The sequence below is a fragment of the Pseudacidovorax sp. genome, assembly GCF_017991995.1.
Classification (GTDB): domain Bacteria; phylum Pseudomonadota; class Gammaproteobacteria; order Burkholderiales; family Burkholderiaceae_C; genus Xenophilus.
The window spans coordinates 100,758-116,604 of record NZ_JAGOPN010000022.1 but is presented as its reverse complement, the minus strand read 5'-3'; the positions used below and the strand labels follow the sequence as shown (position 1 = coordinate 116,604).

Genomic DNA, 15,847 nt, shown 5'->3' with positions numbered 1-15,847 from the left:
CAACTTGAACTCCAGCGAATGCTGGCGGTATGTCGATCTTGCGGTCATGAACCTTCTCCTGGTGAAGGCCCAGCCAGCGTATCAGTCTCTACAACTATCGGTGGTCCAGCCGCAGGGGTTCACTCCAGCTGCCGCAGGCAGCGCAGCGAGTTATGCGACGCGCCCCCTGACCGCGCATCGCAGCGGAGTCGATGCGCAGCATCGACCGCCACCGTCTGAGCCCCTGGCAGCCCGGCCCCGCCGCGCCGCCCCCACCGCCATTGAAGCTGCGAGCACGCGCACCACTGCGAAAGTCATTCAGAACCGGACGCTCCCAACGTTCGCAACGACACCCACAACAAGGCCCCACCAGTGAGCACCCCGCCCGTCCTGCTCGAAGCCAAGTCCCTCTGCGCCTGGTACGGCGCTGCCCAGATCCTCTACGACGTGGACCTGGAAGTGCGCCGCGGCGAAGTCGTCGCCCTCATGGGCCGCAACGGCGCCGGCAAGTCGACCACCCTCAAGGCGCTGATGGGCATGCTCGCCAAGCGCCGCGGCAGCATCCGCTTCCTGGGCCACGACATCTCCAGGACCGAGCCGCACCACGCCGCCCGCCTGGGCCTGGGCTTCGTGCCCGAGGACCGGCGTGTCTTCACCGACCTCACGGTCATGGAGAACCTCGAAGTCGGCCGCCAGGCCGGCCGCCAATGGGCCGACGGCGGCGCCGCGCCGCTATGGACGCCCGAGAAGCTGTTCAAGCTCTTCCCCAACCTCGGCGAGATGCCCGACCGCCCCGGCGGCCGCATGAGCGGCGGCGAGCAGCAGATGCTCACCGTCGCGCGCACGCTCATGGGCAACCCCTACCTCGTGCTGCTCGACGAGCCCTCCGAAGGCGTCGCGCCGGTCATCGTGGAGCAGATGGCGCAGATGATCCTGGAGCTCAAGGCCCAGGGCGTGTCCATCCTGCTGTCGGAGCAGAACATGCACTTCGCCGAACTCGTCTCGGACCGTGCTTACGTGCTGGAAAAAGGCCAGATCCGCTACCAGGCCACCATGGACGAGCTGGCGGCCAATGATGAAGTGCGACGGGCCTACCTCAGCGTCTGATTTCCAAACCTGTCCTCGGAGGGACCGATGATGACCATGCTGCGCACCGCCAACCCACGCCGCCATTTCCTGCAGGCCGCCGCCGCCCTCGGCGCGGCCGCCATCGCGCCGCCGCTGCTGGCGGCCGACGCGAAGAAGATCAGCCCCAGCGCCCAGGCCGCGCTGATCGTGGTCGACGTGCAGAACTGCTTCGTCGACGGCGGCACGCTGCCCGTCAAGGGCGGCGCCGACGTGGTGCCGGTCATCAATGCGCTGGCGCCCAAGTTCCAGAACATCGTCGTCACGCAGGACTGGCACACGCCCGGCCACACCTCCTTCGCCAGCGCCCACAACGGCACCAAGCCTTTCGACAGCATCAAGCTGAACTACGGCAACCAGGTGCTGTGGCCCGACCACTGCGTGCAGGGCACCGACGACGCGGCCCTGCACAAGGACCTGAAGCTGCCCACCGCCCAGCTCATCATCCGCAAGGGCTACAACAAGGGCGTGGACAGCTACTCCGCCTTCCAGGAGGCCGACCGCAAGACCGTCACCGGCCTGGCGGGCTACCTCAAGGCGCGCGGCATCAAGACCGTGTACGTCACGGGCCTGGCCACGGACTTCTGCGTGGCCTGGACGGCGCTCGACGCGCGGGCCGCCGGCTTCAACGTCTACGTGATCGAGGACGCGACCCGCGCCATCGACCTCAACGGCTCGCTCGCCAAGGCCTGGCAGCAGATGCAGGCCAAGGGCGTCAAGCGCATCCAGTCGGCCGACGTCGCCTGAGAAGGTTCGAGCGACCTGCCTTGCCCGCGCTTCAGCTCACCGTCAACGGCCAGCCCTTCGCGGGCGAGGTGCCACGCCAGGCCTCGCTGCTGCACCTGCTGCGCAACGACCTCGGCCTGAACGGGCCCAAGTACGGTTGCGGCCTGGGCCAGTGCGGCGCCTGCACGGTGCATGTGGACGGCACCGCGGCGCGGGCCTGCGTCATTCCCGCGCATGGCGTGGCGGGGCGCGCCATCACCACCTTGGAAGGCCTGGGCCGGCGCGGGCACTTCCATCCCGTGCAGCAGGCCTTCGAGGAGGCGCAGGCCGCCCAGTGCGGCTACTGCCTCAACGGCATGGTGATGCAGGCCGCGGCACTGCTCGCGCGTGAGCCGCAGGCCGACGAGGCGCGCATTCGCAGTGAGCTGTCGGGCAACCTGTGCCGCTGCGGGACGCATGTGGAGATCCTGCGTGCCGTGAGCCTGGCCGCCGCGCGGTTCGGCGTAGCGCCCGCACCGGAGGCCGCGCGTTGACCGCCGACCCGCGCCGCGCCGCCCAGCCCCGCACGCGCGCCGACTTCCTCGGCGCCGAGGGCGTGCTGGTCGTCGTGCGCGACACGCCGCTCCCGCCGCCGCCCGCCAAGGGCCAGCCCGCCGCCGTGCCCGGCAATCCGGCGGAGGGCGACGAAGTCCTGCTCGCCGTCTGGGACGACGGCAGCGTCACCGCCCTCAACGGCCATGTGGACCTGGGCACGGGCATCCAGACGGCCCTGGCCCAGATCGTGGCCGAGGAACTGGACGTGCCCATGGCCTGCATCGCCATGGCGCTGGGCCACACGGCGCAGGTGCCCAACCAGGGCGCCACCATCGCCAGCGCCTCGATCCAGATCCATGCACAGCCGCTGCGGCTGGCGGCGGCGCAGGCGCGGCACTGGCTGCTGGCGCGCGCCGCCGAGCGGCTCGGCCGGCCGGCGGACGAACTCGCCATCGACGGCGGACGCATCGTGGCCGAGGGTGTGGCGCTGCCCTTCGCGGAGTTGCTGGCCGGCCAGCGCACCCTGCTGCGGCTGGACCCGGCCGCGCCGCTCAAGCGGCCCGAGGACTACCGCATCGTCGGCACGCCGCAGCCGCGCATCGACATCCCCGCCAAGCTGGCTGGCGAGCTGGCCTTCGTGCACGACATGCGCCTGCCCGGCATGCTGCACGGCCGCGTGATCCGCCCGCCCTATGCCGGCGCGGACCATGGCGACTTCATCGGCAACACGCTGGAGTCGGTGGACGAGTCGTCCATCGCCCACATCCCCGGCATCCGCGCCGTGGTGGTCATCCGCGACTTCGTCGGCGTGGTGGCCGAGCGCGAGGAACACGCCGAGCAGGCCATGCGCGAGCTGCGCGTCCGCTGGAAGGCCTGGCCCGGCATGCCCGATCTGGCCGGCGCGGGCAAGGTGGCGGATGCCATCCGCGCCAACCCCGCCACCACGCGCACGCTGGTGGACGAGGGCGATGTCGAGGCCGCCCTGGCGGGCGAGGGCACGCTGCGCCGCACCTACCTGTGGCCGTACCAGCTGCATGCGTCCATCGGGCCTTCATGCGCGGTGGCGCAGTGGGAGCCGGACGACGGCGACGGCAGCAGCCAGGGCGGCGCCGATGGGCGTGGCGCAGGTGACGGCCAGAAGGGCGCCGGCCGCGAAGGCGGGCCCAGCGCCGGACCCGGCCGCGTGCGCCTGCGCTGCTGGGCCGGCACGCAGAACCCCCATGTGCTGCGTGCGGACCTCGCCCGCCTGCTGGACCTGCAGGACGTCGAAGTCGACGTGGTCCGCCTGGAGGCCGCCGGCTGCTATGGCCGCAACGGCGCCGACGACGTGGCGGCCGATGCCGCGCTGCTGGCCCGCGCGGCCCGCGCGCCGGTGCGTGTGCAGCTCAGCCGCGAGCAGGAGCACCTGTGGGAGCCCAAGGGCACGGCCCAACTGATGGAAGTGGCCGGCGCCCTGTCGCCCGAAGGCGGCATCGCGGCCTACGACTTCCAGACCAGCTACCCGAGCAACGGTGCGCCCACACTGGCCCTGCTGCTCACCCGCACCGTGGAGCCGCTGGCCCAGGCCTACGAGATGGGCGACCGCACCGCGCGGCCGCCCTATGCCTACGACCACCTGCGGGTGCAGGTGCGCGACATGGCGCCCATCGTGCGCGCCTCGTGGCTGCGCGGCGTCTCGGCCCTGCCCAATTCCTTCGCGCACGAGAGCTTCATCGACGAGCTGGCCACGGCCGCGGGCGTGGACCCGGTGCAGTTCCGTCTGCGCCACCTGCCCGACGAGCGGGCGCGCGAGCTGATCCAGGCCACGGCGCAGAAAGCCGGCTGGCGCTGGCGCACCGGGCCGCAGGAGGATGCGCATGGGGACCATCCCTCGCGGCCGGTGCAGTCCCGGGTGGGCCCGGGGGGCGACATCCTTTTTGGACAGGGCTTCGCGTACGCCCGCTACATCCACAGCAAGTGGCCCGGCTTCGGCGCGGCCTGGGCGGCCTGGGTGGCCGACGTGGAGGTCAACCGCCGGACCGGCGAGGTGCATGTGCGCCGCGTGGTCGTCGGCCACGATGCGGGTCTGACGGTCAACCCGGCCGGCGTCGAGCACCAGGTGCACGGCAATGTCATCCAGACCACCAGCCGCGCGCTGAAGGAGGAGGTGCGCTTCGCGCCTGCCCCGCAGCCGGCCGGCGTCGGCAAGCCGCCGGTCCCGGTGAAGGCCCCGCTGCCCGGCATGCCGCCAGCCGGCGTGGTCGCCACGCGCGAATGGGGCAGTTATCCGATCCTGCACTTCCGCGAGGTGCCGGTCATCGAGGTGCTGCAGATGCCGCGCCCCGGCGAGTCGCCGCTGGGTGCGGGCGAGTCGGCGTCGGTGCCGGGCACGGCGGCCATCGCCAATGCCATCTTCGATGCGACGGGCGTGCGTCTGCGCGAGCCGCCGTTCACGCCGGAGAAGGTGCTGGCGGCGCTGTCTTCACTCCTTCCCCCGCTGGGGGAGGGCGGGGGTGGGGGCCAGTCCACCACGCCGTCGCCTGATCGAGCGCCGCAGCCCCCATCCCAGCCTTCCCCCAGCGGGGGAAGGAGCCAGACCCTCGCCCCGCGTCGCAAAGGTTGGCCGGCCCTCATTGCCGGCCTGCTCGTCGGCGCCATCGGCGCGGTGGCGGGCCTGCTCGGCTGGCGGCCGGCCATCGCGCCCGTCAATTTCAGCGCACCCGCCTACAGCGCCCAGACCATCGAACGCGGCCGCCAACTGGCCGCGGCCGGCGACTGCGCCGTCTGCCACACGGCCGACGGCGGCCTGCCGAATGCCGGTGGCCGGGCCATGCACACCCCCTTCGGCACGATCCACACGACCAACCTCACGCCCGATGCCGAGACGGGCCTGGGCCGCTGGTCCTTCACCGCCTTCCAGCGCGCGATGCGTGAGGGAATCTCGCGCGACGGCCGCCACCTGTACCCGGCCTTCCCGTACACCGCCTTCGCCAAGACCAGCGACGACGACCTGCAGGCGCTCTACGCCTACTTCATGTCCCTGCCGCCGGTGAAGGCCGGCGCGCGCGAGGATGGCGGTCCGGCCCTCATGCCGGCCAACGACCTGCGCTTCCCCTTCAACCTGCGCCCGCTCATGGCCGGCTGGAACGGCCTGTTCCACGACCCCACGCCCTACCAGCCCGTCGCCGGCCAGAGCGCCGAATGGAACCGCGGCGCCTACCTGGTCAACGGCCTGGGCCACTGCGCCGCCTGCCACAGCCCACGCAACACCTTGGGTGCGGAGAAAGCCGGCGCTGACTTCCTGTCCGGCGCGCTGATCGACGGCTGGGAGGCGCCGGCCCTCACGGCCCGCTCCACCAACGCCGTGCCCTGGGATGCGGACAGCCTCTACGCCTACCTGCGCCACGGCCATTCGCCGCGGCACGGCATCGCGGGCGGGCCCATGGCCGAGGTCGTCCACGGGCTGCAGGAGCTGCCCGACACCGACGTGCGTGCCATGGCCACCTACCTGGCCAGCTTCAACCCGGCGCCCGCGGCCGATCCGCAGGCCATCGCCACGCAGGCGGTGCAGCGTGCCGTGGCCGGGCAGGGTGCGTTGCTGGGCGCGCCCCAGCGCATGTTCGAGTCGGCCTGCGCCGCCTGCCACCACGACGGCGACGGCCCCACGCTGCTGGGCGCCAACGTGCCGCTGGCCCTCAACAGCCAGCTCACCAGCACCCGGCCCGACAACCTGATCCGCACCATCCTCGACGGCGTGCGCACGCCGCCCACGCGGGACATCGGCTTCATGCCCGCCTTCCGCGACGCGCTGGACGATGCGCAGGTCGCCGAGCTGGCGGGCTACATGCGCGCCCGCTTCGCCCCGCAGGCGCCGGCCTGGGCCGACCTGCCCGCGCAGGTGGCGCGGGTGCGGGCGGCGCCGGGGCATGGCGCGCCGGCCGGGCACTGACGCCGGCCGGATCAGGGCGCCGCGCTCAGCGTGCGCCGGTATTGCATCGCCTCGCCCACGTGCAGGGCGCCGATGGTCTCGGCACCTGCCAGGTCGGCGATGGTGCGGGCCACCCGCAAGGCGCGGTGCGTGGCCCGTGCGCTCCAGCCCAGGCGCGTGGCCGCCTTCTGCAGGAAGGCGAGGGCGGCGGCATCGGCGCCGGCATGGGCATCAAGCGCCTGGCCGGCCAGGGCCTGGTTGGCACTGCCCTGGCGCTGCAGCGCGATGGCGCGCGCCGCGGCCACGCGTTCGCGTACGGCGGCGCTCGACTCGCCGGCGGGGGCGCCCAGCAGCTCCCGCGGGTCGATGGCCTGCACGTCCACATGCAGGTCGATGCGGTCCAGCAGCGGGCCGCTGATGCGCGCCTGGTAGCGCGCCACCTGGTCGGGCGAGCAGCGACAGGCATGCAGGCGCGAGCCCAGATGGCCGCAGGGACAGGGGTTCATCGCCGCCACCAGCTGGAAGCGCGCCGGGAACTGCGCCCGCCGCGCGGCCCGAACGATGGAGATGGTGCCGGTCTCCAGCGGCTCGCGCAGCGCCTCCAGGGCGGCGCGGGGGAATTCGGGCAGCTCGTCCAGGAAGAGCACGCCGTGGTGCGCCAGCGAGATCTCGCCCGGCCGCGGTGGCGAGCCGCCGCCCACCAGCGCCACCGCACTCGCCGTGTGATGCGGGCTGGCCACCACCCGCTGCATGAAGCGCTGCGGGTCGAAGCGACCGGCCAGGCTGGCGATGGCGGCGCTCTCCAGCGCCTCCTGCACGTCCATCGGTGGCAGCAGGCCGGCCAGCCGCTGCGCCAGCATCGACTTGCCGGCGCCGGGTGGGCCGACCATCAGCAGGCTGTGGCCGCCGGCGGCCGCGATCTCCAGCGCGCGGCGGGCGGCGGCCTGGCCCTTCACGTCCGCCAGGTCCGGTCCGTCGGGCGCATGACCGGCCAGCTCTGGCGGAACCATGCGCACCCAGCCCGGGCCGTCTTCCACCTGCGCCAGCGTGTCGGGCGGCAGGAAGGGGCGCACCACATCGAGCAGGTGCGCCGCGCCATAGACCGCGGCGCCGGGGACCAGCGCGGCCTCCCGCGCGCTGGCCAGTGGCAGCACCAGGACGGGGCGTGGCGACGGGCCCTCGGCCGCCAGCGCGGTGGCCAGGGCGCCGCGCACGGGGCGCAGGTCACCCGAAAGCGACAGCTCACCCGCGAATTCGTGGCCCGCGAGTCGCGCCCCATCGATCTGCCCGCTCGCCGCGAGGATGCCCAGTGCGATGGGCAGGTCGAAGCGGCCGGAATCCTTCGGCAGGTCGGCCGGCGCCAGGTTCACCGTGATGCGGCGGTCGTGCGGAAAGGCCAGCCCCGAGTTCTGGATGGCGGAGCGGACCCGCTCGCGGGCCTCCTTGACCTCCACATCGGCCAATCCGACCAGCGTGAAGCTGGGCAGGCCATTGGCCAGATGCACCTCGACGGTGACTGGCGCCGATTCAAGCGCCACCAAAGCGCGCGTCTGCACCAAAGAAAGGCTCATCGCTCATCTTCTCCCTGATTTGGTGCGTTGCACCGATCCTGTTTCATGCATTGAACAGGAGCCCGGCCCCTGCATGAAGCGCTCGCGAATTTTTCTTGTGGGGGTGTGGAGCACTTCACATGCGTAGGACGCGGCTGTCTTTTGGCACGCTCCCTGCTTTGAGGGGAACTCCAACGAACACCACTTGCGAGGAGTTACCCGATGAAGATCCGTCCGGCCACGATCAAGACGGCAACGATTGCCTTCTGCCTGGCTGCTGCCGCCGGTGCGGCCAGCGCCCAGACGGCGCCCGCCGCTGCCCCCGAGGCCTCGCCCATCACTGCCAACATCTCGCTGACCACCAACTACAAGTTCCGGGGCCAGGACCAGGACGTCATCGGCAACAACGGCTACTACAAGACCAAGGCCCTCAAGCCCGCCATCCAGGGCGGCTTTGACTACGCCCACGAAAGCGGCTTCTACGTCGGCAACTGGAACTCCAGCGTCAACTGGCTCGCCGGCAATTCCATCGAGAGCGACATCTACGGCGGCTACAAGTTCAAGGCCGGCCCCTTCGACCTCGACTTCGGTGCCCTGACCTACATCTACCCGGGCAACCGCAACGGCAACACCACCGAGCTGTACGGCGCCGCCACCTGGAGCGACGACGCCATCGGCTCGTTCACCGTCAAGTACTCCAGCACCGTCTCCAAGGACTACTTCGGCTTCGCCAGCAACCGCACCACGGGCTGGAAGGGCCGCGGCACCGGCTATCTGAACGTGTCGTACAGCAAGGCCGTGCTGCCCAACCTGACGCTCAAGGCCGCCGTGGGCTACACGCACCTGTCCAGCGACATCCGCCGCAACACGCCCTACAAGAGCTACGTCGACTACAACGTGGGTGCCACCTACGACTTCGGTGGCGGCCTGAGCCTGACGGGCGCCATCGTGGGTGCCAACAAGAAGGATGCCTACCAGGCCACCACCGCCGTCTACGACTACAGCGCCATCGGCCTGGGCACCTTCACCTACAGCGAGTCGCCCAACAAGGCACGCTTCATCGCCACGCTGACCAAGACCTTCTGAGGTCGCGCCAGCCAGCCGACAGGTGGGCGCGGCGGCTGCCGCGCCCGGTTCATCCCAGAGGAGAGAAATCGTGAAGCTGATCACAGCCATCATCAAACCCTTCAAGCTCGACGAGGTGCGCGAGGCCCTTTCCGCCATCGGCGTGCAGGGCATCACCGTGACCGAGGTGAAGGGCTTCGGCCGCCAGAAGGGCCACACCGAGCTCTACCGCGGTGCCGAATACGTCGTCGACTTCCTGCCCAAGGTCAAGATCGAGGCGGCGGTTGCCGACGAGCTGGTCGACCGCGTCATCGAGGCCGTGGAAAGCGCTGCGCGCACCGGCAAGATCGGCGACGGCAAGATCTTCGTGTTCAACCTGGAGCAGGTCGTCCGCATCCGCACGGGTGAGACCGGCCGCGAGGCGCTCTAAACCGACGCAGCAGAAGAAGGCACAAGAAAGACCAAGATGAAGAAGTTCCTTGTATCCCTGGCGCTCGGCCTGAGCGTCCTTACGGCTGGCGTGTCCAGCTTCGCGCAGGCGCCCGCCGCCAGCACCGAGGCCCCGGCGGCGTCCGCGCCGGCCGCCGCTGCGCCTGCAGCCGCCGCTCCGGCCGCGCCCGCCGCCGCAGCACCCGCTGCAGCACCGGCCGATGCCGCCGCTGCTGCCGCACCTGCTCCCAAGATCGACAAGGGCGACGTGGCCTGGATGCTGGTGTCCACGCTGCTCGTGATCCTGATGACCGTCCCCGGCCTGGCCCTGTTCTACGGCGGCCTGGTGCGCAGCAAGAACATGCTCAGCGTGCTGATGCAGGTGTTCGTCACCTTCTCGCTGATCGTCGTGCTGTGGTGCATCTATGGCTACAGCCTGGCCTTCACCGAGGGCAACGCCTTCATCGGCGGCTTCGACCGGCTGTTCATGAAGGGCATCTTCGACCCGGCCACCGGCGCCTTCGCGCCCGGCGCGACCTTCAGCAAGGGCGTCTACATCCCCGAGCTGCTGTTCGCCGCCTTCCAGGCCACCTTCGCCGGCATCACCTGCTGCCTGATCGTGGGTGCCTTCGCCGAGCGTGCCAAGTTCTCCGGCGTGCTGGTGTTCATGGTGATCTGGTTCACCTTCAGCTACACCCCGCTGGCCCACATGGTCTGGTTCTGGATGGGTCCGGACGCCTACACCGCCGCCGACGTGGTGGACGCCACCAACGCCAAGGCCGGCCTGATCTGGCAATGGGGCGCGCTCGACTTCGCGGGCGGCACCGTGGTGCACATCAACGCCGCCGTCGCCGGTCTGGTGGGTGCCTACGTGATCGGCAAGCGCATCGGTTTCGGCAAGGAAGCCTTCACGCCGCACTCGCTGACGCTGACCATGGTCGGTGCCTCGCTGCTGTGGGTGGGCTGGTTCGGCTTCAACGCCGGCTCGGCCCTGGAAGCCGGCAACAGCGCCGTGCTCGCCTTCATCAACACCTTCTCCGCCACCGCCGCCGCCGTGCTGGCCTGGTCGCTGGGTGAAGCGCTGCACAAGGGCAAGGCCTCGATGCTGGGCGCCGCCTCCGGCGCCGTCGCCGGCCTGGTGGCCATCACCCCGGCCGCCGGCAACGTGGGCCTGATGGGTGCCATCGTCATGGGCTTCATCGCCGGCTTCGCCTGCCTGTGGGGCGTGTCGGGCCTCAAGCGCCTGCTCGGCGCCGACGACTCGCTGGACGTGTTCGGCGTGCACGGCGTGGGCGGCATCGTGGGTGCCCTGCTGACCGGCGTGTTCAACACCCAGGCGCTGGGCGGCCCCGGCCTGGTGACCGACTGGGTCACGGCCACCGTCGGCTCCAACGGCATTGGCGCCCAGGTCTGGATCCAGCTCAAGGGCGTGCTGCTGACCATCGTCTGGTCGGCCGTGGTCTCCTTCATCGCCTACAAGATCGCCGACCTGACCGTGGGTCTGCGTGTGAGCGAAGAGGAAGAGCGCGAAGGCCTCGACATCACCGCCCACGGCGAGACGGCCTACAACCGCTGATCGACCACCGCCGCCACTTCGCCGCACCGAGGGCGGCGTGGCGGACGAAAGAATGTTTTAGCGAGAGTCTCCTTTGGATGTTCGGCCCGCAAGTGCTTCGGCATGAGCGGGCCATTTTTTTTGGGACCGGGCCCCGCAGGCCCCTGTGCCCTGCCACCAATAATCCGGCATGCCTGACCTCATCCCCCCCAACGATCCCCTGGGCTGGACGGCTCTGCCGGGCAGCGATAGCGCCCTGGGTGAATCGCCCTTCTGGCATCCGGACGAACGCGCGCTGTACTGGCTGGACATCCCGGGGCGGCAGGCGCTGCGCACCCGCGGCGACATCGCCAGCGGCCAGGCTGTCGTCGAGCGCTGGGCCTTGCCGCAGGAGCCGGGCTGCATGGCGCCGGCCCGCCGCGGCGGCCTGGTGATCGCGCTGCGCGACGGCATCTACCGGGCCCGCGAATGGGGCGGCGCGCTGCAGTGCATCGCCGCCTTCGACCATGACACGGCCACCATGCGCTTCAACGATGGCAAATGCGACCCCCAGGGGCGCCTGTGGGCCGGCACGCTGCAGGAGCCCAAGGACCGGCCGATCGCCGCGCTCTACTGCATCGATGCCCGCGGCGGCGGCGCGCCCCGCGTGCAGCGCATGGCCGGCGAGGCCATCACCGCCAACGGCCTGGTGCTGGTGCCCGAGCTGTCGCGTGTGTACTGGGCCGACACCAATGCCCATGCCGTGCGGCAGTACGACTGGGAGGCCGAGCCGCACGGGCTGGCGGGCGAGCGCCTGTTCCGCCAGTTCGATCCCAAGCCGGCCGGCTGGACCCCCGGCTCGGACCAGCCCTACGACGGCCGTCCGGACGGCGCGACGATGGACGCCGATGGCCGCTACTGGGTGGCCATGTTCGAGGGCGGCCAGTTGCAGGCGCTGGACGCGCAGGGGCGCACCACCGACGTGCTGCCGGTGCCCGCGCGCTGCCCCACCATGCCCTGCTTCGGGGGCGACGACCTGCGCACGCTCTTCGTCACCACCGCCCGCAAGGGCCGCCCGGCCGACGAGCTGGCACGGCAGCCGATGGCCGGGCAGGTGCTCTGGCGGCGCATGGACGCACCCGGCCGGCCCGTCGCCTTCTTCGAGGACTGAGAGGCCGGAGCTGGTGCGAATCAAGACGTCCAAGAGAGACCCTGACGTACCATCCCGCGGATGACCCCCGCCCAGTCCCAGATCGCCGAGCGCGTGCGCGCCGCGGCGGCCCAGAAGCGTCCTTTGCGCCTGCGCGGCGCGGGCACCAAGGATTTCCACGGCGGGCCGCTCGATGGCGAAGTGCTGGCGCTCGACGCGCTGACCGGCATCACCAGCTACGAGCCCAGTGAACTCGTGGTGACCGTGCAGGCCGGCACGCCACTGGCCGAGCTGGAGGCACTGCTGCAGGCCCACGGCCAGTGCCTGCCCTTCGAGCCACCGCACTTCGGCGAGGGCGGCACCGTGGGCGGCATGGTGTCCGCCGGCCTGGCGGGCCCCGCCCGCGCCAGCGTGGGCTCCGTGCGCGACTACGTGCTCGGTGCCAGCCTGATCAACGGCCGTGGCGAACTGTTGACCTTCGGCGGCCAGGTGATGAAGAACGTGGCGGGCTACGACGTCTCGCGCGTGCTGGCCGGCGCCTGGGGCACGCTGGGCGTCATCACCGAACTGAGCCTCAAGGTGCTGCCCATGGCCCCGGCCGAGGCCACCCGCGTCTTCGACTGCAGCCAGGCCGAAGCCCTGCGCCTGCTCAATGCCTGGGGCGGGCAACCGCTGCCGCTCAATGCCAGCGTGTGGCAGGCCGGGCCAGGTGGCGGCGCCGTCGGCCGGCTGTACCTGCGGCTGCGCGGCGCGGTCGCCGCCGTGCAGGCCGCCGGACGCCAGCTCGGCGGTGAGGTGCTGCCGCCCGATGCGGCCGACGCTCTGTGGCGCAGCCTGCGCGACCAGCGCCATGCCCTCTTCACCGATGCCGCGGCGCAGGGCCTGGACCTCTGGCGCGCCAGCGTCCCGCAGACGGCGCCCGTGCTGGCGGCCGCCGGCCTGTCCGCGCCGCTGATCGAATGGCATGGTGCACAGCGCTGGTACGCCGTGCCCCCCGGCGGTGCCGTGGACCTGGCCGAGTCGGTGCGCGCCGCCGGTGGCTGGGCGGCGGCCTTCCGCGCCGCGGCGGGCCGGCGGGCCGAGCCCGCGCCGCTGTCGCCTGCACTGATGGACATCCACCGCGCGCTCAAGGCCGCCTTCGATCCCGCCGGCATCTTCAACCCGGGCCGGCTGGTGGCCGGGCTCTGAGCGTCCTCCCTTCTCCATGCGCCGCCTGCGCCACCTGACCGGCCGCCATCGCGCCCCGTCGACCAACCGGGCGCTGGGCCTGCTGCTGGCCTTCAACGCCGGCGCCATCAACGCGGGCGGCTTCCTGGTGCTGCATCGCTACACCTCGCACATGACCGGCTTCACCTCACAGGTGGCCGATTCGCTGGTGATGGGCGACATGACGCTGCTGCTGGGCGCGCTGGGCGCCATCCTGGCCTTCCTGGCCGGGGCGGCCACCGCGGCCATCCAGATCAACTGGGGCCGCCACTACCGGCTGGCCCATGTCTACGCGCTGCCGCTGCTGCTGGAGGCCGCGCTCATGCTGCCCTTCGGGCTCATGGGTGCGCTCACGCTGGGCTGGCACACGCCCTTCGCCGTGCCGCTGACGGTGCTGCTGCTGTCCTTCATCATGGGGCTGCAGAACGCGCTGGCGTCGAAGATCTCCGGCGGAAAGATCCGCACCACCCACATGACCGGCAATTTCACCGACCTGGGCATCGAGCTGGGCAAGGCGCTGTACTGGAACCGCCGGCGCACCGATGCCACGCGGGTGCGGCCCAACCTGGAGCGGGTGCGCATCTTCGGTGGCCTGATCCTGGCCTTCGTGACGGGTGGGCTGGCCGGAGCCACCGGCTTCAAGTACCTGGGCTTCATCTGCGTGCTGCCGCTGGCCGCACTGCTGCTGTGGCTGTCGCTGCCGCCCTACCTGGACGACCTGCGCCACAACCAGGCCCTGCGGGCGTGGACCTTCGGCTGGCTGGGCCGGCTGCGGCTGCGCAGGCACCGCGCCGCAGCCGCAGAGCCACCGCAGCAGCAGCGGCCGCCTTCCTGAGCGCAGCGCCGCGCGGTCCCACGACAGACACCTACGACGAGACACGATGCAGACCGAACTCTCCCCCCAGTACCAGGGCACGCCCGAAGGTCGCGAGGCCGAGGCCATCCTGCGCAAGTGCGTGCACTGCGGCTTCTGCACCGCCACCTGTCCCACCTACCAGCTGCTGGGCGACGAACTGGACGGGCCGCGCGGGCGCATCTACCTCATCAAGCAGGTGCTCGAAGGCCGCACGCCCACGCGTGCCACCCAGCAGCACCTGGACCGCTGCCTGACCTGCCGCAACTGCGAAAGCACCTGCCCCAGCGGCGTGCAGTACGGCCACCTGGTGGACATCGGCCGCAAGATCGTGGACGAGCAGGTGCCGCGGCCGGCCGGCGAACGCGCCACGCGCTGGCTGCTCAAGGAAGGCCTGAACTCGCCGCTGTTCGCGCCCGCCATGAAGCTCGGCCAGGCCGTGCGCGGCCTGCTGCCATCCAGCCTCAAAGCCAAGGTGCCCGCGCCGCGCGCCGCCGGCGCCTGGCCGCGCCACAGCCATGCGCGCAAGGTGCTGCTGCCCATGGGCTGCGTGCAGCCGGCCATGGCGCCGTCCATCGATGCGGCCACCGCCCGCGTGCTCGATGCGGCCGGCATCGAGGCCGTGGTGCCGCAGGCGGGCGGCTGCTGCGGTGCCATCCGCTTCCACCTGAACGACCAGGCCGGCGCGCTGGACCAGATGCGCGCCAACATCGACGCCTGGTGGCCGCTGCTGCAGGGCGGCGGCGTGGAGGCCATCGTCAGCAATGCCTCGGGCTGCGGCGCCGCGCTGAAGGACTACGGTCATGCGCTGGCGCATGACCCGGCCTATGCCGACAAGGCCCGCGAGGTCTCGCGCCTCACCCGCGACCTGGGCGAGTTGCTGCCGGCCCTGGTGCCACTGCTGCGCGAGCGCGTGAAGGCGCCCCAGGGCGTGATCGCCTATCACCCGCCCTGCACGTTGCAGCACGGACAGAAGCTGCGTGGGGGTGTCGAATCGGGCCTGCGCGCGCTGGGCTTCGACGTGCGCGTGACGCAGACCGAAAGCCACCTCTGCTGCGGCTCGGCCGGCACCTACTCGGTGCTGCAGCCCGAACTGTCGACGCAACTGCGCGAACGCAAGCTGGGCCACCTGGAGCGGCTGCAGCCCGAGGCCGTGGCCTCGGCCAATATCGGTTGCATCACCCATCTGCAGGCCGGCACCGAGCTGCCGGTGCGGCATTGGGTGGAGTGGCTGGACGAGGCGCTGCAGCCGCGGGCCTGAGCGTCCCGAGCGTCTTCCGGCGCGGCCGCACGCCGGCGGGCGCTGCGGTCCGACAGCCGGCCAGGGCCTTTCGAGGCCAGCATCTCTTTCGTTTTTTCGAGGAGACCTTCCATGCCTTCACGCCAATTCCTGATGTCCGCCGCGCTCGCCGCTGCCTGCACCGCGGGCCTGGCCCATGCCCAGATGCCGCCGTGGACCGAGGCCGGCCAGGGCCGCTACGTGTGCGGCGGCATCGGCTCGGACGAATCCACCGCCATGCGCTCGGCGATGAAGTCGCATCCGCTGTCGCTGCTGTTCGCGCGGGCCGATGGTGCCTATCTCGCTTCGGTGGCGGTGGAGATCCGGGGTGCCCAGGGCGGCGCCGGCCTCTCGCTGCGCGCCGATGGCCCGGTCTGCCTGGTGGACCTGCCCGCCGGTGCCTACGTGGTGGAAGCCACCTTCGAAGGCCGTACCCAGCGGCGCGAGCTGAGCCTGGGCGGTGGGCCGAAGACGGCCGACTTCCGCTTCTGAGTGGGCTCGGCGGACGGC

The 15,847-nt window shown here is 71.4% G+C and carries 13 protein-coding genes; 12 read left to right on the top strand and 1 reads right to left on the bottom strand.

The features are described from left to right. The first annotated feature begins 351 nt into the window (after window positions 1–351). From KBC94_RS24915 to KBC94_RS24900, 4 genes are read left to right on the top strand one after another with little or no spacing between them, the layout of a single operon-like run. Complete coding sequence (locus KBC94_RS24915) at window positions 352–1,086, top strand: ABC transporter ATP-binding protein (protein ID WP_294376776.1); 735 nt, start codon at window positions 352–354, stop codon at window positions 1,084–1,086. A gap of 30 nt (window positions 1,087–1,116) precedes the next feature. After that, window positions 1,117–1,851, top strand: coding sequence for a bifunctional nicotinamidase/pyrazinamidase (gene pncA / locus KBC94_RS24910; RefSeq protein ID WP_294376771.1), 735 nt, complete (start codon window positions 1,117–1,119; stop codon window positions 1,849–1,851). Between the two features lie 20 nt (window positions 1,852–1,871). Continuing rightward, entirely contained in the window at window positions 1,872–2,363 is a 492-nt protein-coding gene (locus KBC94_RS24905) for a (2Fe-2S)-binding protein (protein WP_294376769.1), read from the top strand. Then, on the top strand, window positions 2,360–6,292 hold the full coding sequence (locus tag KBC94_RS24900; RefSeq protein ID WP_294376766.1) for a molybdopterin cofactor-binding domain-containing protein: 3,933 nt from the start codon (window positions 2,360–2,362) through the stop codon (window positions 6,290–6,292). Before KBC94_RS24905 ends, KBC94_RS24900 begins: the two co-directional genes overlap by 4 nt. A gap of 11 nt (window positions 6,293–6,303) precedes the next feature. Here KBC94_RS24900 and KBC94_RS24895 read toward each other — a convergent pair whose 3' ends face one another. Next, window positions 6,304–7,842, bottom strand: coding sequence for a YifB family Mg chelatase-like AAA ATPase (locus KBC94_RS24895; RefSeq protein ID WP_294376762.1), 1,539 nt, complete (start codon window positions 7,840–7,842; stop codon window positions 6,304–6,306). A gap of 207 nt (window positions 7,843–8,049) precedes the next feature. Here KBC94_RS24895 and KBC94_RS24890 point away from each other — a divergent pair, with 207 nt between their 5' ends. The 8 genes from KBC94_RS24890 (at window position 8,050) to KBC94_RS24855 (ending at window position 15,829) form a co-directional block, all read left to right on the top strand. After that, window positions 8,050–8,907, top strand: a complete 858-nt coding sequence (locus KBC94_RS24890) for a TorF family putative porin (RefSeq protein ID WP_294376794.1) — start codon at window positions 8,050–8,052, stop codon at window positions 8,905–8,907. 70 nt (window positions 8,908–8,977) lie between these two features. Then, complete coding sequence (gene glnK, locus KBC94_RS24885) at window positions 8,978–9,316, top strand: P-II family nitrogen regulator (protein ID WP_017762018.1); 339 nt, start codon at window positions 8,978–8,980, stop codon at window positions 9,314–9,316. A 36-nt stretch (window positions 9,317–9,352) separates the two neighbouring features. After that, on the top strand, window positions 9,353–10,891 hold the full coding sequence (gene amt, locus KBC94_RS24880) for an ammonium transporter (RefSeq protein WP_294376757.1): 1,539 nt from the start codon (window positions 9,353–9,355) through the stop codon (window positions 10,889–10,891). A gap of 169 nt (window positions 10,892–11,060) precedes the next feature. Further along, on the top strand, window positions 11,061–12,020 hold the full coding sequence (locus KBC94_RS24875; RefSeq protein WP_294376754.1) for an SMP-30/gluconolactonase/LRE family protein: 960 nt from the start codon (window positions 11,061–11,063) through the stop codon (window positions 12,018–12,020). A 60-nt stretch (window positions 12,021–12,080) separates the two neighbouring features. After that, complete coding sequence (gene glcE, locus KBC94_RS24870; RefSeq protein ID WP_294376752.1) at window positions 12,081–13,187, top strand: glycolate oxidase subunit GlcE; 1,107 nt, start codon at window positions 12,081–12,083, stop codon at window positions 13,185–13,187. Between the two features lie 16 nt (window positions 13,188–13,203). Beyond that, window positions 13,204–14,040 carry a YoaK family protein gene (locus tag KBC94_RS24865; protein ID WP_294376747.1) on the top strand — a complete coding sequence of 279 codons (837 nt, stop codon included), beginning with the start codon at window positions 13,204–13,206 and terminating at the stop codon, window positions 14,038–14,040. A 46-nt stretch (window positions 14,041–14,086) separates the two neighbouring features. Next, window positions 14,087–15,319, top strand: a complete 1,233-nt coding sequence (glcF, locus tag KBC94_RS24860) for a glycolate oxidase subunit GlcF (RefSeq protein ID WP_294376744.1) — start codon at window positions 14,087–14,089, stop codon at window positions 15,317–15,319. A gap of 111 nt (window positions 15,320–15,430) precedes the next feature. Then, on the top strand, window positions 15,431–15,829 hold the full coding sequence (locus KBC94_RS24855) for a carboxypeptidase-like regulatory domain-containing protein (RefSeq protein ID WP_234193459.1): 399 nt from the start codon (window positions 15,431–15,433) through the stop codon (window positions 15,827–15,829). Window positions 15,830–15,847: the final 18 nt, after the last annotated feature.